This is a genomic window from Embleya sp. L77 (assembly GCF_055557415.1).
The window spans coordinates 2,470,803-2,492,407 of the sequence record NZ_CM145710.1 but is presented as its reverse complement, the minus strand read 5'-3'; the positions used below and the strand labels follow the sequence as shown (position 1 = coordinate 2,492,407).

The 21,605-nt window shown below is 72.4% G+C and carries 18 protein-coding genes; 3 read left to right on the top strand and 15 right to left on the bottom strand.

From position 1 onward, the window contains the following. Positions 1 to 25: 25 nt before the first annotated feature. Positions 26 to 1,519 (bottom strand): MFS transporter, encoded by a 1,494-nt coding sequence (locus tag ACZOOI_RS40645; protein ID WP_465281842.1) that lies wholly within the window; start codon positions 1,517 to 1,519, stop codon positions 26 to 28. 100 nt (positions 1,520 to 1,619) lie between these two features. Here ACZOOI_RS40645 and ACZOOI_RS40640 point away from each other — a divergent pair, with 100 nt between their 5' ends. Continuing rightward, the gene (locus ACZOOI_RS40640) at positions 1,620 to 1,991 is read left to right on the top strand and encodes a MarR family winged helix-turn-helix transcriptional regulator (RefSeq protein WP_465281841.1); all 372 of its coding nucleotides are present in this window, start codon (positions 1,620 to 1,622) and stop codon (positions 1,989 to 1,991) included. 64 nt (positions 1,992 to 2,055) lie between these two features. Continuing rightward, entirely contained in the window at positions 2,056 to 2,529 is a 474-nt protein-coding gene (locus tag ACZOOI_RS40635) for a GNAT family N-acetyltransferase (protein ID WP_465281840.1), read from the top strand. Between the two features lie 211 nt (positions 2,530 to 2,740). Here ACZOOI_RS40635 and ACZOOI_RS40630 read toward each other — a convergent pair whose 3' ends face one another. The 5 genes from ACZOOI_RS40630 to dnaK form a co-directional block, all read right to left on the bottom strand. Then, positions 2,741 to 3,148: a peptidase inhibitor family I36 protein gene (locus ACZOOI_RS40630; protein WP_465281839.1), complete on the bottom strand. Its 408-nt coding sequence runs from the start codon at positions 3,146 to 3,148 to the stop codon at positions 2,741 to 2,743. Between the two features lie 423 nt (positions 3,149 to 3,571). Beyond that, on the bottom strand, positions 3,572 to 6,262 hold the full coding sequence (gene ppdK, locus ACZOOI_RS40625; protein WP_465281838.1) for a pyruvate, phosphate dikinase: 2,691 nt from the start codon (positions 6,260 to 6,262) through the stop codon (positions 3,572 to 3,574). A gap of 455 nt (positions 6,263 to 6,717) precedes the next feature. Beyond that, positions 6,718 to 6,984: a DUF1876 domain-containing protein gene (locus tag ACZOOI_RS40620; protein WP_040876035.1), complete on the bottom strand. Its 267-nt coding sequence runs from the start codon at positions 6,982 to 6,984 to the stop codon at positions 6,718 to 6,720. 98 nt (positions 6,985 to 7,082) lie between these two features. Further along, entirely contained in the window at positions 7,083 to 7,670 is a 588-nt protein-coding gene (grpE, locus tag ACZOOI_RS40615) for a nucleotide exchange factor GrpE (protein WP_465281837.1), read from the bottom strand. Next, on the bottom strand, positions 7,667 to 9,529 hold the full coding sequence (gene dnaK, locus ACZOOI_RS40610) for a molecular chaperone DnaK (RefSeq protein WP_465281836.1): 1,863 nt from the start codon (positions 9,527 to 9,529) through the stop codon (positions 7,667 to 7,669). Before dnaK ends, grpE begins: the two co-directional genes overlap by 4 nt. A gap of 803 nt (positions 9,530 to 10,332) precedes the next feature. On the opposite strand from dnaK, the gene ACZOOI_RS40605 reads away from it, so the two are divergent. Beyond that, positions 10,333 to 11,160 carry an inositol monophosphatase family protein gene (locus tag ACZOOI_RS40605; RefSeq protein WP_465281835.1) on the top strand — a complete coding sequence of 276 codons (828 nt, stop codon included), beginning with the start codon at positions 10,333 to 10,335 and terminating at the stop codon, positions 11,158 to 11,160. A gap of 73 nt (positions 11,161 to 11,233) precedes the next feature. Here ACZOOI_RS40605 and iolD read toward each other — a convergent pair whose 3' ends face one another. From iolD to ACZOOI_RS40560, 9 genes are all read right to left on the bottom strand, one after another. Further along, on the bottom strand, positions 11,234 to 13,135 hold the full coding sequence (gene iolD, locus ACZOOI_RS40600; RefSeq protein WP_465281834.1) for a 3D-(3,5/4)-trihydroxycyclohexane-1,2-dione acylhydrolase (decyclizing): 1,902 nt from the start codon (positions 13,133 to 13,135) through the stop codon (positions 11,234 to 11,236). Then, on the bottom strand, positions 13,132 to 14,034 hold the full coding sequence (gene iolB, locus ACZOOI_RS40595; RefSeq protein WP_465281833.1) for a 5-deoxy-glucuronate isomerase: 903 nt from the start codon (positions 14,032 to 14,034) through the stop codon (positions 13,132 to 13,134). Before iolB ends, iolD begins: the two co-directional genes overlap by 4 nt. Beyond that, positions 14,031 to 14,948, bottom strand: coding sequence for a Cgl0159 family (beta/alpha)8-fold protein (locus ACZOOI_RS40590; protein ID WP_465281832.1), 918 nt, complete (start codon positions 14,946 to 14,948; stop codon positions 14,031 to 14,033). Before ACZOOI_RS40590 ends, iolB begins: the two co-directional genes overlap by 4 nt. Continuing rightward, positions 14,945 to 15,976 (bottom strand): 5-dehydro-2-deoxygluconokinase, encoded by a 1,032-nt coding sequence (iolC, locus tag ACZOOI_RS40585; RefSeq protein WP_465281831.1) that lies wholly within the window; start codon positions 15,974 to 15,976, stop codon positions 14,945 to 14,947. Before iolC ends, ACZOOI_RS40590 begins: the two co-directional genes overlap by 4 nt. Next, positions 15,973 to 16,863 (bottom strand): ATP-binding cassette domain-containing protein, encoded by an 891-nt coding sequence (locus tag ACZOOI_RS40580; protein WP_465281830.1) that lies wholly within the window; start codon positions 16,861 to 16,863, stop codon positions 15,973 to 15,975. The genes iolC and ACZOOI_RS40580 overlap by 4 nt, the downstream gene beginning before the upstream one ends. Further along, positions 16,860 to 17,972, bottom strand: coding sequence for an ABC transporter permease (locus tag ACZOOI_RS40575; protein WP_465281829.1), 1,113 nt, complete (start codon positions 17,970 to 17,972; stop codon positions 16,860 to 16,862). Before ACZOOI_RS40575 ends, ACZOOI_RS40580 begins: the two co-directional genes overlap by 4 nt. Continuing rightward, the gene (locus tag ACZOOI_RS40570; RefSeq protein ID WP_465281828.1) at positions 17,969 to 18,964 is read right to left on the bottom strand and encodes a sugar ABC transporter substrate-binding protein; all 996 of its coding nucleotides are present in this window, start codon (positions 18,962 to 18,964) and stop codon (positions 17,969 to 17,971) included. Before ACZOOI_RS40570 ends, ACZOOI_RS40575 begins: the two co-directional genes overlap by 4 nt. 199 nt (positions 18,965 to 19,163) lie before the next feature. After that, complete coding sequence (locus ACZOOI_RS40565; protein WP_465281827.1) at positions 19,164 to 20,177, bottom strand: TIM barrel protein; 1,014 nt, start codon at positions 20,175 to 20,177, stop codon at positions 19,164 to 19,166. Further along, positions 20,177 to 21,214 (bottom strand): Gfo/Idh/MocA family protein, encoded by a 1,038-nt coding sequence (locus tag ACZOOI_RS40560; RefSeq protein WP_465281826.1) that lies wholly within the window; start codon positions 21,212 to 21,214, stop codon positions 20,177 to 20,179. Before ACZOOI_RS40560 ends, ACZOOI_RS40565 begins: the two co-directional genes overlap by 1 nt. Positions 21,215 to 21,605: the final 391 nt, after the last annotated feature.

Below are 21,605 nucleotides of genomic sequence, written 5' to 3'. Positions count from 1 at the left end.
GGGGTGCGGCGCAGCCGGATACGGGCTACGAGAGGCGGGTCGAGTCGGCCGCCTTCGCCCGGCGGCGCCCGGAACCGAGCAGCGGGACGATGTTGAGCAAAAGACCGACGATCGCCACGCCGGTGACCAGGTTGGCACCGGGCCGGTAGGCGCCGAAGTCGGTGTCCCCGGCACTGGCGCCGGTGGTGACCGCGGTGACCACGGCGAGGACGAGTGCCGCGCCGACCTGGCCGGAGGTCTGCACCAGGCCGGAGGCGAGGCCCTGTTCGGAGTCCTCGATGCCCTCGGTGGCCTGGGACATGATCGAACTGAAGCCGAATGCGAAGCCGCCGCCGAGGAGCAGCATGGTGGGCAGCACGGTGAAGGCGTAGTTCGGTGTGCTGCCGGCGGTGGCGAGGAACCAGGCGTAGCCCAGGCTCATCGAGGCCATCGACGCGATCAGCAGCGGCGCGGTGCCGTAGCGGTTGATCAGGCGTCCGGTGAACGGCGATCCGAAGGCCACCACGAGGCCGGCGGGCAGCAGCGCCAGCGCCATCCGCAGCGCGGACCAGCCCAGACCGTCCTGGAGGTAGAGCGTCATCATGAACTGGAAGCTCATGTACGAGCCCATCAGCGCGACGATGCTCAGGTTGGCCCGCACGACCGTGCCGATCCGCAGGATGCCGAAGCGCACCAACGGGTGGGCGAGTCGCTTCTCGACGAACACGAAGGCGGTGAGCAGCGCCGCGGCCAGCACGATCGAGCCGAGCGTGAGGGGTGCGGCCCAGCCGCGCTCGGGCGCGGAGACGACGGTGTAGACGGCGAGCAGCATGCCGCTGCTGAGGGTGGCGGCGCCGAACAGGTCGTGGCCGCCGGAGTCGGCGGGGCGGTCGCGCGGGATGAGTACGTAGCCGGCGACCAGGGCCAGGATGGCCAGCGGTACGGGGGTCAGGAAGGTCCAGCGCCAGCCGAACTCGGTGAGCAGTCCGCCCAGGATCAGGCCGGAGGAGTAGCCGCTGGCGCCGAAGACGGAGAAGACCGAGAGCGCTCGGTTGCGGGCCGGGCCCTCCGGGAACGTCGTGGTCAGGATGGACAGTGCGGTCGGCGCGGTGAAGGCCGCGGCCAGACCCTTGATGAAACGGCTGGCGATGAGCAGGCCGCCGCTGTCCACCAGGCCGCCCAGCAGCGAGGCGGCGGCGAACACCGCGAGGGCGATCAGGAACACCCGGCGGCGGCCGAGCAGGTCGGCGGTGCGACCGCCGAGCATCATCAGACCGCCGTATCCGAGCACGTATCCGTTGACGATCCACTGCAGCGAGGTCGCGGACATGCCCAGTTCGTGACCGATCGAGGGCAGCGCGACACCCACCATGGAGACGTCGAGGCCGTCCAGGAAGAGCACGAGGCACAACACGGCCAGGACGCCCCAGAGTCTGGGGGTCCAGTGCGGGGCGGACGTCGTCGGGTCGGACGCGGCGGACGAGGGGGCGGAGTTCTCGCGGGAGGACGGTCCCGCGTAGGTCTCGACTGTTGGGGCCATGGGGAAGAACTTATATGCGCACGCATTGAATGTCTACGCATAAAATGTGGGTGCAATAAATTTGCTTGCATGTTATGACGGGTGGCGCTACCGTGACGCGATGAAGACCGAGGAGCCGCTGATCGAGAGCTGGCGCAACCTGTTGTCGCAGTACAGCCGGGTCGCCCACGAGCTCGACCGTGCCCTCCAGGCGGACCACTGCCTGACCATGAGCGACTACGAGGTCCTGGATCGGCTGATCGCCGCCGACGGCTGCAAGGCCCGCATCCACGACCTGGTCGGAGACCTGCACCTGAGCCAGAGCGCCTCCTCGCGCGCGGTCGCCCGGCTGGAGAAGTGCGGTCTGGTGGAACGCGCGATGTGTGACACCGACCGCCGCGGCGTGTTCGTCACCGCCACCGACCGCGGCCGAGCCCTGCACGTCGAGGCCCGCCAAACGCAACTCGCCGTCCTGCGAAAGCACTTGACCTGACCCGAACGGGAACGGGCATGCACCGCGCGAAGGAGCGGGGCGGGGGTGGGGTAGCGTCGCGCGCATGTCCGAAGCCCCGAAGGTCCGTCCCTATCTCCCCGCCGACGAGGATGCCGCGGTCGACGTCTGGTCCCGGGCGGGCCGCATCGCACATCCCTTCATCCCCGGCGAGGGGGAGGGCGAGCGCGAGCGGAAGATGCGCGAGCTCTACCTCGTGCACGCCGACAACTGGGTCGCCGAGGTCGACGGCCGGGTGGTCGCGCTCCTCGGTCTCATCCTCGGCGAGGTCGACGGCGTGAACTGCCGTGAGATCGGCGGCCTGTTCGTGGCGCCGGAGGCACAGCGCACCGGCGTCGGCCGACTGCTCGTCGAGCACGCGGCGACGCTGCACGGCAGGCTCACGCTGGAGGTCTACGAGAAGAACACCCGGGCACGCGACTTCTACGCCCGGGTCGGTTTCACCGAGCACAGCCGCCGCACCGACGAAGCCTACGGCGAGATCATGCTCAAACTCGTCCGCCCGGCTCCGCGCGCCTGAACCCCGGTACGCCGGCCCCGCACCGAGGCCGCAAGTCCGGCCCCGGCGCCGCGACTTCGACCCCGGACGGGCCCGGCCCGGCACCGCGAGCGCGACCCGCCCCGGGAGCCCGGACCCCGAGCCGAAATCCCGCCGCCGACCCGCGCGGCCGGAGCGACGTGCGCTCCGGCCGGGCGGGTTCCCCGCGGTGGCGTGCCGGGCGATTCGCGCTCTACCGGCCGTAGTCCCGACCGACGACGAGGGGCTGTCCCGCCCAGTCCACATCGGTGAGGTCCTGCCCGGCATCGATCCGACCCAGCACCGTGTACTGGTAACACGGGAACCGGATACAGACGACGGGATGGCTCACGCCGTGCAGCACGGGAAATCCGGTGCGATTGGCGACCGAGACCACCGGTCCGGTGACGGTGTAGCCGGCGTCGCTGCGATCCTCGATCACCCGCGCGGGAACGACCGTCCGCGTCCCGGTCAAATCGGCGCCGGTGTAGACACACAGACTGGCCGCGGGGCAGGCCGCGGCGTCGACGACGTCGGCACGGGCCGCCGGGGCCGGGACGAGCGCGCCCAGGAGCGTACCCGCCGCGGCGCCGGCGGCGATGGTGGCCAATTTACGCATCATGCGAATGCCTCACTCTCGATGGAAGAACCGGTCGACCTCGACGGCTCGACGGGTCGTACGTCGGATCCACGCCGCCTGATCGGCGGGCTCCGACGCAGGCCACGCTGCCGCATCGACAGCGGTGCGTGAAACCCCATTTACGGACAGTGGCGAGGCACGTCGTTTCGGCCGCGCCACCGACCGCCGACACCCATCCCAACCCGGAATGTAATTGTGCCACCACGGACAGTAAAGCCCATGGAATCGCCCCACCGAGGCCCCGCCGAGCCCCCGGCAGCGTGACCCGGCGGACACCTCGCGGGCCGAATCACGCGGTTCACCCACCGACTTTCGGCCACATCCCCCTGGCCGAAACCGCCACGGTCCCCGCACGACCGCACCGAGCGCGCACCGAACACCGCGGTCGCGCGAACGGCCGTACGCTCAGCGAGAGTCCGCCTCCGCGGCGGCCGCGACGGCGGCGCGGCCGGCTTCCAGGCGGGCGGCCGGCAGTCGGAACGGCGAACAGGACAGGTAGTCCACGCCGACCTCGTGGAAGAAGTGGATCGAGTCCGGATCGCCCGCGTGTTCCCCGCACACCCCGATCCGCAACCCCGGCTTCGCCCGCCGGCCCTCCCGCGTGGCCAGGTCCACCAACCGCCCGACGCCGGCGCGGTCGAGGGTCTCGAACGGCGAGACGTCGAGGATGCCCCGCTCCAGGTAGCCGGCCAGGAAGGACGCCTCGGCGTCGTCCCGGGACAGGCCCCACGTGGTCTGGGTCAGGTCGTTGGTGCCGAACGAGAAGAAGTCCGCGACCGGCGCGATGGTCGCGGCGGTCAGCGCGGCCCTGGGCAGTTCGATCATGGTGCCCACCGGGCAGTGCACCGGGAACCCGGCCGCCCGACCGACCTCGACCAGGACCCGTTCGACCTCCGCGCGCACGATGCGCAGTTCCTCGACGGTGGCCACGAGCGGAATCATGATCTCCGCCCGCGGGTCCCCGCCGGCGCGCACCCGCGCGACCACCGCCTCGCCGATGGCCCGCACCTGGGTGGCCACCAGCCCGGGAATCGTCAGCGCCAACCGCACCCCGCGCAATCCCAGCATCGGATTCTGCTCGTGCAGGCGTTCGATCGCCTCGTGCACCCGCACCGCATGCGGGTCGGGATCCTCGCCCCGGGCCCGGGCGTTGGCCAGGCGGACCGCGGACTCGGTGTGGTCGGGCAGGAATTCGTGCAGCGGCGGGTCGAGCAGCCGAATGGTCACCGGCAGGCCGTCCATCGCCGCGAGCAGTTCGGTGAAGTCCGCGCGCTGGAGCGGCAACAGGGCGTCCAGGGCGAGCCGGCGGTCCGCGTCGGTGCGGGCCAGGATCAGGTCCTCGACGAGCGGACGACGCGTTCCCAGGAACATGTGCTCGGTACGACACAGCCCGATCCCGCGAGCGCCGAAGCGCCGGGCCCGGGCCGCGTCCGGGGCCGTGTCGGCATTCGCCAGGACCTGCAATCGCCGTACCGCGTCCGCCTGTTCCAGGAAGCGGGCGACCGCCTCGACCACGCCGGCGGAACGCACGCCGGTCTCCAGGTAGCGGGTCACCGCCGAGGGCACCAGCGGCAACGCGCCCGCGTACACGGTGCCGGCCGTACCGTCCACCGAGATCGTGTCGCCCTGTTCGAGCACCGTCCCGTCGGCGCCGGTGCAGCGTCCGCCCTCGACGTCGATGTCCAGGTCGGCCGCGCCGCACACGCAGACCTTGCCCATGCCCCGGGCCACCACCGCCGCGTGGCTGGTCTTGCCGCCCCGGCCGGTCAGCACGGCCTCGGCGGCGATCATGCCGGGCAGGTCGTCCGGGCTGGTCTCCGGGCGGACCAGCACGACCCGCTCACCGGTCGCGGCCCGCCGGATGGCCTCGGCCATGTCGAACACCGCCGCGCCGACCGCGGCACCGGGCGAGGCGGGCACCCCGTGCGCCAGCGGCGCGGCGTCCGCGTCCGCGTCGAAGCGCGGGAAGGTCAGCTGGTCCAGTTGCCGGCCGTCCACCCGGGACAGCGCCTGCGACCAGGTGATCGTGCCCTCGTCCACGAGCGCACAGGCGATCCGGAAGGCGGCCTCGGCGGTCCGTTTGCCGACCCGGGTCTGCAGGACCCACAACCGGCCGCGCTCGATGGTGAACTCGACGTCGCACAGGTCGCGATAGTGCCCTTCGAGCAGCCGCAGCACCTCGGTCAGGCGCGCGTACGAGGCCGGATCCAGCCCTTCGAGGTCCTGGAGCGGCAGCGCGTCCCGGACCCCGGAGACCACGTCCTCGCCCTGCGCGTCGGGCAGGTAGTCGCCGTACACGCCGGCCCGCCCGGTGCCGGGGTCGCGGGTGAAGGCCACGCCGGTACCCGAGTCCGGTCCCGAGTTGCCGAACACCATCGCCTGTACGGTCACCGCCGTGCCCAGGTCGTCCGGGATGTGCTCGCGCCGGCGATAGACCCGGGCCCGCTCGCCGTTCCACGATCGAAACACCGCCAGGACGGCTCCGGCGAGTTGTTCGCGCGGATCCTGCGGAAACTCCTCACCCGCCTCCTCGCGCACGATGCCCCGGAACTCCCGGACGATCTCCGTCAACTCGCCCACGCCCAGCCCGAGATCGTCGGCCACACCCGCGCGCAGCCGATATCGGGTGAGCACCTCCTCGAAGCGCGCCGCGGGCACGCCCAGCACGGTGGCCCCGTACATCTGCACCAGTCGGCGATAGGAATCCCACGCGAAGCGCTCGCGGCCGCTCGCCGCGGCCAGGCCGAGCACCGAGGCGTCGTTGAGGCCGACGTCGAGGATCGTGTCCATCATGCCGGGCATGGAGAACCGGGCGCCGGAGCGCACCGAGACCAGCAGCGGGTCGTCGGCCCCGCCCAGCCGCCGCCCGATCGAGCGTTCCAGGCGGGCGAGGTGTTCGGCGATCTCCTCGGGCAGTCCGCTCGGCGGCGCGCCCGTGCGCAGGAAGGCCCGGCACGCGTCCGTGCCGATCGTGAATCCCGGCGGCACGGGCAGGCCCAACCGGGTCATCTCGGCGAGGTTCGCGCCTTTGCCGCCGAGCAGTTCGGCCTGATCCCGGGAGCCTTCGCCGAACTCGTACACGTACGCGGTCGCCATGGGGGCATCCCTTCCCGCGCGGTGGGCCCGCGACGAACGGCCCGTACCGACGCGTGCCGCCGGGCGCGACCGGCGCGGCTGCCCGTCCGGTCCGCCGAGAAGGTCCGCCGGCATCCGGGCCGGGCTCGGGACGCGCCCGTCCGCGGCCGACCCGTCGCGATCGTCACGACATCGACACCGGCTGTCTTTCAGGGTAACGCCGTGTCGGATCGGCGCCGAGCCGTCCCGTCCCGGCCGCCGCCGGGGCGATCCGTGGCGGGGGAGCGCAGGCATCCGTCGGACACCGGCCGCGCAATGCCGCCGACGTGCGCGGGGCGCGCAAACGACCATTGACAACGCACAGTAATCAATCGATCGCGCTAAGCGTACCGCCGTCGTCGACACCTCGCCACAAACCCCCGAACACCGGGGCCCGCGTGCGCAAACGGCCGGCGCGGCGACACCGGCCCGCAGGCTCACGCGAGGGACTGCACCGGCCGCCGCGTCGTCGTCTCGATCTCACCCGCCGCCTTGTCCAGCAACTGCCGGGTCAGGTCGGTCAACGCCCGCGCGGCGGCGATCTCCTCGCCGACCTGCGGCTGATCGGGGTCGTCCGGGAACCGGCTCGCGTGCGCGTGCGAGCGCAACTCCGTTCCGTCCCGCAGCCGAAGCAGGGCGGCTGCCTCGGTGCGCTTGCCGTCCTCCTTGAACTCCATCTCGATGTGCCATCCGACGATCTGCATGAGTGTCGCCTCCAAGCCCCCGTCCGGTCGGTGCCGGCCGTGCCCCTCCGCACCGGCGTGGTGCGACCTGCCGCACCACGATGTTCCGCTCCCTTCCCTCACCCCGATCCGTCTCCCGGGTCGCCTTCGACTCGGCCACCCGTGGCCCGATCCCGGTCCGCCCGCTCGTCGATCGGCGGCGGTCCGGTCACCGTGACCCGGGCCGGGCGCAGCAGCCGATCGCCGACGCGGTAGCCCGGGGTGTGCACCACCGAACAGATCGGCGGATCCACTCCGGCCCGGACCCGATACGCCATCGCGTCGTGCAGGTGCGGGTCGAACTCGTCCCCGACCGTGCCGAACCCGCGCAGCCCCAGCGCCGCGAGCGAGCTCTCCAAGGTGTCGACGGCGGCGGCCACTCCCGGGGTCGACTCATCGGCGGCGCGGACCCGGTCGAAGTCGTCGATCGCCGGCAGCAGCGGCGTGAGCACATTGGCCAGCGCGACCTCGCGCACCGCGAGCCGATCCCGCCGTACGTGGGCACGATAGGCGTCGTAGTCGGCCCGAAGCCGCCGCAGTTCGTCCACGCGCTCGCTCACCTGCCCGCGCAGGGCCGCGATCTCGGCCAGCAGGGCGGCCAGGACCGGCGACTGCGGATGCCCGACGGGGACCGGCAACAGTCCCGGGCCGGACGTGGTCCCGTTCACGCGGTCCCACCTCCCCGCTTGTCGTCGTCGACGATCTCCGCATCGACCACGTCGTCGTCGGCGGTGTCACCGGCCGCGCCCGCTCCGGCCGCATCCTCGGCGCCGGGTTGGGGGTTCGCGTACATCGCGCTGCCCAGCTTCTGACTGATCGTGCCGACCTTCTCCGCGGCGTCGCGAATGGCGCTCAGGTCCTCGCCCTTGAGGGCGTCCTTCAGCTCGGTGAGCGAGGTCTCCACCTCGGTCCGCACGTCGGCCGGGACCCTGTCGCCGTTGTCCTTGATGAACTTCTCGGTGGTGTACACCAGTTGCTCGGCCTGGTTGCGGGTCTCCGCGGCCTCGCGGCGCTGGTGGTCCTCCTCCGCGTGCGCCTCCGCATCACGCATCATCCGGTCGATGTCGTCCTTCGGCAGGCCGGAGCCGCCGGTGATGGTCATCGACTGCTCCTTGCCCGTGCCCATGTCCTTCGCGGACACGTGCACGATGCCGTTGGCGTCGATGTCGAAGGTGACCTCGATCTGCGGCAGCCCGCGCGGGGCCGGCGGCAGACCGGTCAGCTCGAACATGCCCAGTCTCTTGTTGTAGGCGGCGATCTCCCGCTCGCCCTGGAACACCTGGATCTGCACCGACGGCTGGTTGTCGTCCGCCGTGGTGAAGATCTCCGAACGCTTGGTCGGGATCGTGGTGTTGCGCTCGATCAGCTTGGTCATGATGCCGCCCTTGGTCTCGATACCGAGAGACAGCGGCGTCACGTCCAGCAGCAGGACGTCCTTGACCTCACCCTTGAGCACACCCGCCTGGAGCGCGGCACCCACGGCGACGACCTCGTCCGGATTGACGCCCTTGTTGGGCTCCTTGCCGTCGGTGAGCTCGCGGACGAGTTCGGTGACGGCCGGCATCCGGGTCGAGCCGCCCACCAGCACCACCTGGTCGACGTCCGAGACGGAGATGCCGGCGTCCTTGATCGCCGCGTGGAACGGTCCCCGGCAGCGCTCCAGCAGATCGACCGTCAGCTGCTGGAACTGGGCGCGGGTGAGCTTCTCGTCCAGGTGCAGCGGGCCCTCGGCCGAGGCCGTGATGTAGGGCAGGTTGATCGAGGTCTCGGTCGCGCTGGACAGCTCCACCTTGGCCTTCTCCGCCGCCTCGCGCAGCCGTTGGAGGGCCATCTTGTCCTTGGACAGGTCCACGCCGTGGGCGTTCTTGAACTGCTTGACCAGGTAGTCCATCACTCGCTGGTCCCAGTCGTCACCGCCCAGATGGGTGTCGCCGTGCGTCGCCTTGACCTCCACGACGCCCTCGCCGATCTCCAACAGCGACACGTCGAACGTGCCGCCGCCCAGGTCGAACACCAGGATCATCTGGTCGCGCGACTTGTCCAGGCCGTAGGCCAGCGCCGCCGCGGTGGGCTCGTTGACGATGCGCAGCACGTTCAGACCGGCGATCTCCCCGGCCTCCTTGGTGGCCTGCCGCTGGGCGTCGTCGAAGTACGCCGGGACCGTGACCACCGCGTCGGTGACCTTCTCGCCGAGGTATGCCTCGGCGTCGCGCTTGAGTTTCTGCAGGACCCGCGCGGCGATCTCCTGCGCGGTGTACCGCTTGCCGTCGATCTCGCCCACGTCGGGAAAGTGCCACGAGTTGTCGCCCATGTGCCGCTTCACCGATCGTGCGGTGCGCTCGACGTTGGTCACCGCCTGGCGCTTGGCCACCTCACCGACCAGCACCTCGCCGTTCTTCGCGAACGCGACCACCGACGGTGTCGTCCGCGCACCTTCCGCATTCGTGATGACGGTGGGTTCACCGGCTTCGAGAACCGCGACCACCGAATTGGTCGTGCCGAGGTCGATACCGACCGGACGTGCCATGACGACGCTCCTCGTCGAACGTCGAGCGCTCCGGTGGCCGATCCCGCTTCGCGCCCCGGCACCACCGGCGCCGCGACCGCCCCCGACCCACGGACCCGCCACCGGGCTCTCGTACCTAGCGGCCGTGCGGGTACTACCTCCGGAATATGACCCGCCTGCCCCCATGTCAATCGCAACCGTCCCGATCACCACTCTCGCCCCACCAACGGTGACCGCACCCGCACGGCCGGTTGCCGAAGTGGCGCCCACCCCCGGCCACGCCCCGCCGGTCCCCGGGGCCGACTACCGCTCCGGGCCGAGTCCGGCGGGACGCGTGCACCCATAGGGTGATCACGACGTCACCTCACGGAGTCGTCGATCGACTGCCCGGGGCCGGCTCGTCGATGCGGGTCGGTGGTCCGCATCGGGTGGAAGTCGTGGATCGTTCATCGCATTCGGCCGGGCGGCAAGGCCCCCGAGGTGGTCTGCCGGCGGCGCCGGGGTGCGACCGGCTGCCGGTGCACGACCCGCAACTCCCGTGACCACGACGGCGAATGCCCGGGTGGTCGCGCCCGGGCGCAGCCAACTTGGTGGTGGACGGCGGCGGCCCTCGACATAATGCAGGGGCAATCTATTGCACGACGGCGATCCGATGCAGGACGTGTCCTCCATGCCCGCCGGGCACCACGGCCGGGACCGAGGACACGCCCCGGGGACGGCTTTCGCGTGGGGCGAGGGCCGCAGGCCGATCGCGTGGGCCGACCCTCGGCCCCCGATCGATCGGGCATCGGCTTCATCGACCGCCGTAGGCAAGGAGCGACACCGTGGTCTTTCCCCTTCCCCGTACGCTCGCGGCTCTGCGCGTCGCCCGAGAGGCCGCCCAGACCATTCGCAGAGCCGGGCGTCCTCGGCGGATCCGGCTCAAGTCCTCCGCCGCGGACCTGGTCACCGCGACCGACCTGCGGGTGGAGAAACTGGTCCGGGCCTGGCTGGGCAACCACTATCCGCAGGACGCGGTGGTCGGCGAAGAGGGCGGCGGGCTGGCCGAGTTGGATCTGCGTCGGCCGACCTGGTTCGTGGATCCGCTCGACGGCACCACCAACTTCGCGCACGGACTGCCGCACTACGCCTGCGCGATCGCGTTCTGGGACGGCGAAAAACTCGCCCTCGGCGTGGTCGCCGACGCCACCCGACGCCGGACCTACTGGGCCGAGGCCGGCCGCGGCGCCTACGAGGGCCGCAAGCGCCTGCACGTATCCGACACCCGCACGCTGGGCCGCAGTGTGATCGCCACCGGCTTCCCGCCGTCCCGGGCCACCGATCCGGACAACAACCTGGCCGAGTTCCTGTCCGTGGTCAACGACACCCGTGACGTGCGCCGGCTGGGCTGCGCGGGCATCGACCTGTCGTGGGTGGCGGCCGGGCGCCTGGACGCGTACTGGGAACAGCGCTGCGGCCCGTGGGACTGGGCGCCCGGCGCGATCCTGGTCCGCGAGGCCGGCGGGCGGGCCACCACGTTCGAGGGTGCCGACTGGAAGCCCGGCGACGGCGAGTTGGTGGCCTCCAACGGCGCCATCCACGACCGGCTGCTGCGCTCGTTCGCCCAGGCCAGGGCCGGCGCCGGGTTGCCCGCCCGGCCGATCGCGGCCTGACCGGGCGCCACGTCGGGACACCGCGCGGGCCCGCGACCGGTGGTCGAGCACCGTTCGCGGGCCGTTCGCGGCCTCAGCCCTTGCGTACCCGCTCGGCCCGGGCCAGGTCCATGCGCTCGCGCGCCGCGGTCACCTCCGGCCGCACCGACACCTCCGGCACGCCCACCTCCCACCACGCGCCGGCCTCGGTCCACCGATCCGGCCGGGTGCGCACGACCACCACGGCGGGCCGACGCGCCGCCCGCGCCGCCGCGTACGCCTTCGCCAACTCCTCCACCGTGTCCGCGGTGAACACCTCGGCGCCCAACGCCGCGGCGTGCGCGGCGAAATCGACCCGGTGGTCGGCTGCGGCGCCCGGACCCCGGCAGTCGGTGATCATGTTGTTGAACGGTGCCGCGCCTTGGCCCTCCTGGAGTCGGGCGATCACCGCGTATCCGCCGTTGTCGCAGACCACCGCGACGAACCGGTGTCCGGACAGGACCGCCGAGTACAGCTCGGAGTTGAGCATCAGGTAGGAACCGTCGCCCAGCAGGGTGGTGACCACGCCCGCCGGCCGCGCCATCGCCGCGCCCCACGCGCCTGCGATCTCGTAGCCCATGCAGGAGAACCCGTACTCGACGTCCATCGTCGCCGCGCCGACCGGGCCGTGGGACCGCCAGCCGCCGACCAGTTCACCGGGCAGCCCGCCCGCCGCGGTGAGCACGTAGTCGTCGGGCCCGGAGATCGTGTTGACCACGCCCACCACCTGCGCGTACGTCGGCGGCACGGCCGGCTCGCCCGCCTCGCGCAGCCGATCGACCACGCCGTCCCACGCCCGTCGTTCGCCCTCGGCCCGCGCGGTCCAGGCCGGGTCCGCCCGCCATTCGCCCAGCAGCGGCCCGAGTTCGCGCAGCGCCTCGCGGGCGTCCGCGGTCACCGGGGCGGCGCGCCGCTTGACCGCGTCGAACCGGGCCGCGTTGATCGACACCAGGCGCGCGTCGGCGGCGAACACGCTCCACGACGCGGTGGTGAAGTCCTGGAGGCGGGTGCCGACGGCCAGGATCAGGTCGGCGTCGGCGGCGAGCGCGTTGGCCGAGGCGGAGCCGGTCACCCCGAGCGGTCCGGCGTGCAGGGGGTGGTCGTGCGGGAGCAGCGTGCGTCCCGCGACCGTCTCGGCGAACGGGACACCGTGCGCCTGCGCCATCGCCAGCACCTCGCGCGCCGCGCCGGAGTAGCGCACCCCGCCGCCGACCACCAGCAGCGGGCGCCTCGCCTCGCGCAACAGCTCCGCCGCGTCCGCGAGTTCGCGCAGGTCGGCGCGCGGTCGCGGCGGCCGGTGCAGGCGCGGCGCGAACAGACTCACCGGGAAGTCGTACGCCTCGGCCTGGACGTCCTGCGGCAGTGCGAGGGTGACCGGCCCGCAGTCGGCCGGGTCGGTCAGCACCCGGGCCACGTGCGGGAGGGTGGCGATCAGCTGTTCCGGCCGGGTGATCCGGTCCCAGTAGCGACTGACCGCGCGGAAGGCGTCGTTGACGGTCGTGCTCGGGTCGTGGAAGTGCTCGACCTGTTGCAGCACCGGATCCGGGGCGCGGCTCGCGAAGGTGTCGCCGACCAGCAGAAGCAGCGGCAGCCGGTTGGCGTGCGCGACGCCCGCCGCGGTGACCATGTTCAGCGCGCCGGGCCCGATCGAGGAGGTGGCCGTGAGCACCTGGCGGCGCTGGGTGGCGCGGGCGTAGCCGACCGCGGCCAGCGCCATGCCCTGTTCGTTCTGGCCGCGCCAGACCGGCATCGCCGCGCCGGCCTCGTGCAGCGCGTCGCCCAGACCGAGCACGTTGCCGTGGCCGAAGATGGCGAACACGCCGGGGAAGAGCCTGGCCCGGCTGCCGTCGAGGAGTTCGCTCTCCTGGGCCACCAGCCAGCGCACCAGGGCCTGCGCGGTGGTCAGCCGCACGGTCGCCCCGGGCGTCGGGCCGGCCGCGGGCGTCGGCGTGCTCATCGGTTTCCTCCATCCGGCGTCGGCAGCGGGGTCATCGGGCACCTGGGATCGGGCGTCTGTTCGGCCCAGCTCTCCCGTACCCAGTGGTGGGCGGGGTCGTCGCAGGCGAGCATCGCCCGCTCGTCGCCCGGGCCGGCCATCACGTTGAGGTAGTAGAGGTGGTGTCCGGGGCAGGCCACGCAGGGACCGTGGTAACCGCGCGGGACGAGGAACACGTCGCCGTCGCGGACGGTCACCGTCTCGTCGATCGCGCCGTCGGTGGTGTAGGTGCGGTGCAGGCCGAAGCCGGTCCGGTCGGGCGTGCGTCCGTCCCGCCCGGCCACCCGGAAGAAGTAGATCTCCTCGTTGACGCTCTCGTGCGCGCTCGCCGTGTCGTGCTTGTGCGGCGGGTACGAGGACCAGTTGCCGTCCGGGGTGAGGATCTCGCAGACGATCAGCCTGTCCGCCTCGAACACGTCGGGGGTCATCAGGTTGTTCGCCTGCCGGGTCGCGCGCCCGGCGCCGCGCACCTCGACCGGCACGCCGGTCGCCGGGCCGTACGCCGGGTCCAGCCGCCGGCGGGCCCGCGCCGAGGCGAGCGCGAGTTGGCAGCCGTGCTCGCTGGACAGCCGCAGTTCGGCGTCGCGCGGTACGTACGCGAAGTCCGACACCGCGGTGAACACGCTCTCGCGTCCGACGAGTTCGAAGCGGCGGCCCTCGGTCTGCACGGTCGCCGAGCCGGCCAGCGGGATCACCGCGACCTCGTGCTCGCCGGTCGCCAGGTCCCGCCGGCCGCCGGGGGGCAGGTGGATCACCCGCAGGCCGCTGTGCCGCCAGCCGGCGAGTTCGGGAGTGATCAGCAGCGGATCCTCGGCGCCGGTGGCGGTGCCCCAGGGGTGGAACAGGGTCGGGTCGTTCACACGATCACCTCGATCGCTCGCGGGTCGGCGGCGCGCAGCACCCGCGCGGCGGCGGCCACCGCGCCGCGCACGTCCCCGTCCGCCGGGTACAGCAGCGCACGGCCCACCACCAGGCCGCGGACGGCCGGTTGGGCCAGGGCGCGCCCCCACGAGGACAGGTCGGCCTGCGGGTCGGCCGAGGGCACGCCGCCCAGTACCACGGTCGGCAGGGTGGTCGCGCCGGCCACCCGGTCCGGTTCCTCGGTGGCGGGCAGCTTGAGCCACGTGTAGGCGGAGGTGGTGCCCAGCGCCGAGGCGACGGTGACCGCGCGCACGTTGGCGGCGGTGCCGCGGTCGAGGACCAGTCGTCCACAGGCGTCGCGCCGGTAGGGCAGCGGTTCGATCATCGCCAGGATCCCGTGCTCGGCCAGTTCGCTCACCGCGCGGGCGCAACCCTCCAGCGTGGGTATCGTGCCCGCGTCCTCGTCGACGATGCGCAGCAGCATCTTGCCGCCGTCGAGCCGGTATCGGCGGATCGCGTCCGCGTCGTAGCCGGTGAAGCGGTCGTCGATCTCCCAGGACGCGCCGGACAGGCCGCCCCGGTTCATCGAACCGATCACCACCTTGTCCTCCAACACGCCCAGGAGCAGCAGTTCCTCGATCACGTCGGGGGTGCCCAGGACCCCGTCCACGTCCGGGTGTTCCAGGGCGTCGACCAGTCGGCCGAGCAGGTCGCGGCGGTCGGCCATGGCGAGCGGGTCGGTGCCCACCCCGAGCGAGCCGCGCCCGGGGTGGTCGGCGGCGACCAGGAAGAGGGTGCCGTGCGCGGAGAGCAGGCGCGGCCGGCGCCGGCGCTCGGCATAGGCGGTGCGTACCGCGTCGGGCCGGTTCGCCCGGGTCGCCAGCAGGTTGGTCCAGTCGCGGTCGCTGATCACGTTCGGTTCTCCAGCATCGGGTGGTTCACGAGTTCCTCGATGTCCGCATCGGTGGGCATCGCGTCGGCGCACGCGAGTCGGGCGGCGACCAGCGCCCCGGCGGCGTTGGCGTATTCGGCGATGCGTTCCGGGTCCCAGCCGGCGAGCAGGCCGTGCACGAGGGCCCCGCCGAAGGCGTCGCCCGCGCCGAGCCCGCACACCGCCTCGACCCGGCGGGGGGCGATGGTGGTGCTGCCCTCGGGCGTGGCCACCAGGACGCCTTCGCCGCCCTTCTTGACCAGGACCAGCCGCACGCCGCGGTCGAGCAGTCGGCGGGCCGCCTCGTCCGGGTCCGCGGTGCCGACCGCGATCGCCACCTCGGTCCGGTTGCCCACCACGACCGTGGCCTCGTCCACAAGGTCGCCGATGTGTCGGGTGGCGGCGGCCGGGTCGGACCAGAACATCGGCCGGTAGTCGAGGTCGAGCACGGTGTGCGCGCGTCGGCCCCGCGCGGCGAGCATCCGCCGATGGGTGCCGCGCGAGGGCTCGGTGCTCACGCCGGTGCCGGTCACCCACAACACCGGCACGTCGCGAACCAGGTCCCACGGCACGTCCTCGTCGGTGAGCGTGAGATCGGGGGCCACCGGGAGTCGGTAGAACAGCAGCGGCGGGTCCTCGGGCGGGTCGAGGGCGCAGAACACCACCGGGGTGAGCAGCCGTTCGTGGGTGGCCACCCACGTGGGGTCGACGCCGAAGTCGGTCAGCGCGGTGCGCACGTAGGTGCCGAACGGGTCGGCGCCGACCTTGGTCAGCACCGCGGAGCGGCGGCCCAGCCGGGCGGCGGCGACCGCCACGTTGGTGGCGGTGCCGCCGAGCGACCTGGCGAAGGTCTCGACCCGCTCCAGCGGGACGCCGCTCTGTTGCGGATACAGGTCCACCCCCACGCGCCCGACCGTGAGCACGTCCGGGGCCGGCCCCGAGGCCGGGCCGAGCGGGGGCCGCACACCGTCGGCGGCCCGCGCCGGCCCGGCCGCCGTCGGGCCCGTCATGTCTTCACCTCCGCATCCAACTCGTGGGCGAGTGCCTCGAGTTCGGCGCCGCCGGCCATCTGTCGGGTGAGTTCGGCCACGGTGATCTCGGATTTGCCGAAGCAGCCCTGGCTGCGGCCGCGGTTGAGCAACAGGAAGCGGTCTCCCACCGGGTAGGCGTGGTGCGGGTTGTGGGTGATGAACACGACGCCCAGACCGCGGTCCCGGGCCCGGGCGATGTAGCGGAGCACGACGCCCGCCTGTTTGACGCCGAGCGCGGCGGTCGGCTCGTCCAGGATCAGCACCTTGGCGCCGAAGTGCATGGCCCGCGCGATCGCCACGCACTGTCGCTCGCCGCCGGAGAGTGTGCCCACGGGCTGCTCGACGTCGCGCAGGTCGATGCCCATGTCCGACAGCGCCCGGCGCGCGGTGTCGCGTGCCGCGCCGATGTCCAGCCGGGAGAACGGGCCGCGGCCCTTGCGCGGTTCGGAGCCGAGGAAGAAGTTGCGCCACACGCTCATCAGCGGCACCACGGCCAGGTCCTGGTAGACCGTGGCGATGCCCCGGTCGAGGGCCTGCCGGGGCGAGGAGAACCGGACCGGCGTGCCCTCCACGAGGTAGGCGCCGCTGTCGTTGGCGTGTACGCCCGCCAGGATCTTGATGAAGGTCGACTTGCCCGCGCCGTTGTCGCCCAGGACGCACGTCACCTCGCCGGCGTCGACCGACGTGGAGACGTCGTCGAGGGCGATCACGCTGCCGAACCGCTTGCCGATGCCGCGCAGTTCGAGCAGATGCGCACCGGTGCCGGGACCGCTCGCCCCGGCCTTGGTCGCGCCCGCCCGCACGCCGGTGGCGCTCTCGCCGGTGGTCGGCTCCTCGGCCGGCGGCCGAGCTGGTGGATTCGTCATCGACGGGACCTCTCCGCGCGGCGCCGGAAGGAGTTGTTGACCAGGACGGCCGCCAGCAGCATCACGCCGAGGAAGAGCTGGAACCAGTCGCTGTTCCACTTCGCGTAGACGATGCCCTGGCGGGCCATGCCGAAGATCAGCGCACCCACCGCGGCGCCGATCGCCGAGCCGTAGCCGCCGGTGAGCAGGCAACCCCCGATCACCGCGGCGATGATGTACTGGAATTCCAGGCCGATGCCCTGATTGGCCTGGACCGAGGTGTAGCGCAGGATGTTGATCGAGCCGACCAGCCAGCCGGCGCCCGCGGTGGTCATGAACAACACGATCTTGGTGCGGTCCACCGGGACGCCGACGTTGCGCGCGCTGACCGGGGCGCCGCCGACGGCGTAGATCCAGTTGCCGAACCGGGTCCGCGCGAGCAGCCAGGTCGCCAGCGCGGCCAGTACCAGCCACCACAACACCGAGACCTGGATCTCGGTGCCGGCGAGGGCCATGGTCGAGGCGAAGAACCGGCCGGCCGACTCGTAGCCGTCGGTCGAGCGCATCCCGCTGACCTGGACGCTGTTCGTCACATGTCGGGTGACCCCGAGGTTGAGGCCCTGCAGGGCCAGGAACGTGCCCAGCGTGATGATGAAGCTGGGCAGTCCGGTACGCACCACGAGCCAGCCGTTGAGCGCGCCGACCGCGAGTGCGAACACCAGCGACACCGCGAGCGCGGGCCACACCGACCAGCCCGCCCTGGTCGCCAGCATCGCCGTGATGAGCGCGGTCGAGGCGGTCATCACCCCGGCGGACAGGTCGAATTCGCCGCCGATCATCAGCAGCGCCACGGCCACCGCCATGATGCCCAGGGTGGCCGAATCGTCCAGCCAGGTGGCGGCTCCGGACGCGGTGAAGAAGCCGTCCGCGACGATCGCGAAGAAGCACATGACCAGCACGGCGCCGATCAGCGAGCCCAGTTCGGGACGGATCAGCAGCCGGTGCACGAGTCGGGCCGGCGCGAGCCGTTCGTCCGGCCCGGGATCGCCGGCTGCGGTGCCGGCCGCGGCACGAGCCGTGCCGCCGGCCGCCGCGGCGGGCGCCGAGGGTGTCGAGGGACTCGTGCTCACCTGGTCCCCCGCTGCGCGTACTCGGCCACCGCGCCGACGTTGTTCTTGTCCACGAAGCCGGGGCCGGTCAGTACCGGCTTGCCGCCGCCGACCGTGTTGGCGTTGTCCCGGTAGAGCTTGATCATCATCACCGGCAGGTAGCCCTGGAGGTATTGCTGCTGGTCCACCGCGAAGACGATCTTGCCGTCCTTGATCCCGGTGACCACGTCCGGGTTGAGGTCGAAGGTGGCGATCTGCGCCTTGGAGTTCGCATCGCCCACGGCGCCCACCGCGACCGCGGCCACCTGCGGGTTGAGCGCGAGCACGGCGTCGATCGAGGAGTCCGACTGGAGCGCGCCGCGAATGCGGGCCTGGATGTCGGTGGGGTTGCCGATGTCCACCTGGAGCGTCTGGGTCTGGCCGCCGAAGCCGGCCTTGGCGCCGTCGCAGCGCTGGTTCAGGCCGATGTTGCCCGCCTCGTGGATGACGCACAACATCTTGGTACGGCCGGCCTGCTTGAGCTTGGCGCCGGCCGCCTCGCCGGCGATCGACTCGTCCTGGCCGACGTGCGCGATCGCACCGAACTCGGTGGACCTGCTCTGCCCCGAGTTGATGGTGATCACCGGAATGCCCTTGGCGGTGGCCGCCTTGATCGAATTCGCCAGCGCGTCCGGGTTGGCCATCGAGACCACGATGCCGCCCACGCCCTGGGTGACCGCGTTGTCGATCAGCCGGGCCTGCCCGGCCGGGTCGCCGTTGCCCTGGTACTGGACGTCCACGCCCAGCTTCTTGCCCGCGTCCTGCGCGCCGTTCTGCACGACGCTCCAGAACGCGTCCCCCGCCGAGCCGTGGGTGATCACGGACACGGTGTTGTTGCCCTTGGCCGCGGCGGTGGGAGCGCCCTTGGGGGTCTTCTCGGCATCCGGGTCGTCGCCGGACGGGCTGCTGCATGCGGCGAGGACGAGCGCGGATACGCCTAGAGCGGTGGCGAATCCGAGGGAACGTCGGGGCATCGATTACTCCTCGTTCGGGACGGTCGGGACGGTCGGGACGAACGGGTCGGGTCGGGAGTCGGTCCGCGGTCGGTGCGGATCCGCGTCGATGGGCGGGCGGCGGGCGGCGGTACGGGCGCGCGGCCCGATACCGATGTCGTACCCGGCCGGGCGGCCGGCAAGGGCGCGCCGACCCGTCGGCCGTGCGCGGGCGTCGGCGTCAGTTGCCGCGCAGGTGCGCCAGACTGCGCGCGGTGTCGTGCCGGGGCAGGGCCGCGTCGTCCGGATCGTCGGTCAGCCGGGTGTCCTGTTCCAGCACGTACCAGTCGCGGTATCCGGCCGCCCGCAGGGTCGCCACTATCTCGGCGACCGGGACGTCGCCCTCGCCGAGCGGGCGATAGATGCCGCGCCCGACGGCCTGGGCGTAGGTCAGCGCGCCGGATCGCACGAGGGCGGCGGTGTCGGCGTGCACGTCCTTGAGGTGCACGTGCCCGATCCGGTCGGGGTGCCGGCGGACCAGGTCCAGTGGGTCGGTCCCGCCGATCAGCAGGTGGCCGGTGTCCAGGCACAGCGGCAGGGCGCTGTCGCCGAGGAAACGCTCCACCTCCGCCGGGGTTTCCACGTGCGTGCCCACGTGCGGGTGCAGGGTGGTTCGCAGGCCGTATCCCCGCGCGATCCGCGCGACCTCGTCGGCCGTGTCGATCAGGCACCGCCACTGCTCGTCGGACGGTTCGGGGCGGGTGTCGTAGCCGTCCAGGCCGGTGGCGGCGGCCAGCACGAGCACCTCGCCACCGGCCGCGGCGATCAACGCGGCCGTGCGCTCCGCCGCGTCGGTCGCCTGTGCGACCCGGTCCCGCTCGTGCAGCACGAGCGCGGCGAACGAGCCGACCAGGGTCAGGCCGTGCCGCTCCAACACGCCCTTGAGCACGGTGGGATCGTCCGGCAGGTAGCCGGGCGGGCCCGCCTCGGTCGCGGTCAGGCCGAGATCGGCCATCTCGCCCAGCACCGTGTCCACCGGCAACATCGGCCCCCATCCGGGTACTTCGCACACGCCCCAGGAGATCGGCGCGCCCGCCAGTCGGATGTCCGACGAGGCCGGACCGGCCGAAGCCGAGGACGCGGCCGGCGGCGTCGGGGGGGTCGACGGGCCCACGGCGGCGGGCGCGCCCGGCGCGGCGGGCGTGGCCGCCGCAGTCGGGTCACCGGGCGTCGCCGGGGGAAGCGGTGTGCTCATCAGGCCACCTCCGTGGTCGGCGGCACCGACGCGCTCGCCGCGGCCGGTACGGCCGCCGGCTCGATCGGCCGGCCCTCGCGGCGCGACCGCTCGCAGGCGTCCGCGAGCACCAGGCTGGCCAGCGAGTCGCGAACCGGGGACGGGTTGGCCATCCGGCCGGCGACCACCTCGACGAACACCCGCATCTCGTTGCCGTAGGCGAGCGCGAATCGTTCCGGGAAGCCGGGATAGGCGTCGGCGCCGGCCTGCGGTCCGTCCGCCTCCAGCGAGGTCAGCGGGGTCCGGGGATCCAGGCCCACCGCAAGCGACTGGGTCGAGCCCAGCACCTCGATCCGGTGGTCGTACCCCGCCGGATCGTGTCGCCCGCCGGTGAGCACCGCGTGTGCCCCGCTCGCGAACCGCAGCACCACGACCGCGTTGTCCACGTCGTCCGCCTTCGCGAACGCCTCGTCCACCAGCACCGATCCGCTCGCGAACACCTCGACGACCGGTTCGCCGAGCAGCCACGGCACCGCGTCCAGGTCGTGGATGAGCAGGTCGCGGAAGATCCCGCCGGACGCGGGCAGGTAGCCGAGGTCCGGCGGCGCGGCGTCCTGGCCGACCGCGCGGACCAGATAGGGCGTACCCATCTCGCCCGCGTCCAGCCGGCGCTTCAACTCCACCACGGCCGGGTCGAATCGGCGTTGGAAGCCGACCAGGACCGGCACGCCGCTCGCCTCCACGTCCGCGATCAGGGCGATCATCGCGGCGATGTCCGAGGCGATCGGCTTCTCGCACAGCGTCGGTACGCCGGCGGCCACGGTCCGCCGCACCATCTGCGGGTGGGTGTCGGTGGGGGTCGCCACCACGACGCCGTCGACCGTGCCGAGCAGGGTCTCCGGGTCGCCGACCGCCTCGACGCCGAGTTCCCGCGCGAGGGCGTCCGCCCGGCCCGGTAGCGGGTCGAACAGGACCAGTTCGTCGACCGTCTCCAGGCTCGTGAGGTTCCGCGCGTGCATCGCGCCGATCCGCCCCACGCCTGCGACTCCGATACGCATCAGATTCATTTCTCCAGTGGACGAGTGGGCAACCGGTTGATCGGACCACCGGTGATTGGGCGACCGGCCGACCGGGCAGGTGGGCAACGGGACTTCGGCGGCCGACCGTCCGACTGCCGTGCTCGCGGAGCACCTCCGCATCGGCACGCTCCACATTTTGGAGCGCTCCAATCCGGGAACGCCCCAAGACTGATACCCGCCGTCCGAGCGTGTCAAGACTCACTCGCAACCTTCGCTCGGCGGCGCCGACACACCAGAGCGGGTGGGCATTACAGCCATTCGTCGGACCGTTCGGCGGGTGTTCGGGTCGTTCCGGGTGGAGCGCTCCATTCTTTGGAGCGCTCCAAGCGTGTAATCTTCGTTCCACGGCCGTCGGCCGTCGGATCGCCGG

Coding starts and splice junctions, on each gene's coding strand:
- ACZOOI_RS40645 (WP_465281842.1), bottom strand. CDS start 1,519: ATGGCCCCAACAGTCGAGACCTACGCGGGACCGTCCTCCCGCGAGAAC.
- ACZOOI_RS40640 (WP_465281841.1), top strand. CDS start 1,620: ATGAAGACCGAGGAGCCGCTGATCGAGAGCTGGCGCAACCTGTTGTCG.
- ACZOOI_RS40635 (WP_465281840.1), top strand. CDS start 2,056: ATGTCCGAAGCCCCGAAGGTCCGTCCCTATCTCCCCGCCGACGAGGAT.
- ACZOOI_RS40630 (WP_465281839.1), bottom strand. CDS start 3,148: ATGATGCGTAAATTGGCCACCATCGCCGCCGGCGCCGCGGCGGGTACG.
- ppdK (WP_465281838.1), bottom strand. CDS start 6,262: ATGGCGACCGCGTACGTGTACGAGTTCGGCGAAGGCTCCCGGGATCAG.
- ACZOOI_RS40620 (WP_040876035.1), bottom strand. CDS start 6,984: ATGCAGATCGTCGGATGGCACATCGAGATGGAGTTCAAGGAGGACGGC.
- dnaK (WP_465281836.1), bottom strand. CDS start 9,529: ATGGCACGTCCGGTCGGTATCGACCTCGGCACGACCAATTCGGTGGTC.
- iolD (WP_465281834.1), bottom strand. CDS start 13,135: ATGAGCACGCCGACGCCCGCGGCCGGCCCGACGCCCGGGGCGACCGTG.
- iolC (WP_465281831.1), bottom strand. CDS start 15,976: ATGACGGGCCCGACGGCGGCCGGGCCGGCGCGGGCCGCCGACGGTGTG.
- ACZOOI_RS40580 (WP_465281830.1), bottom strand. CDS start 16,863: ATGACGAATCCACCAGCTCGGCCGCCGGCCGAGGAGCCGACCACCGGC.
- ACZOOI_RS40570 (WP_465281828.1), bottom strand. CDS start 18,964: ATGCCCCGACGTTCCCTCGGATTCGCCACCGCTCTAGGCGTATCCGCG.
- ACZOOI_RS40565 (WP_465281827.1), bottom strand. CDS start 20,177: ATGAGCACACCGCTTCCCCCGGCGACGCCCGGTGACCCGACTGCGGCG.
- ACZOOI_RS40560 (WP_465281826.1), bottom strand. CDS start 21,214: ATGCGTATCGGAGTCGCAGGCGTGGGGCGGATCGGCGCGATGCACGCG.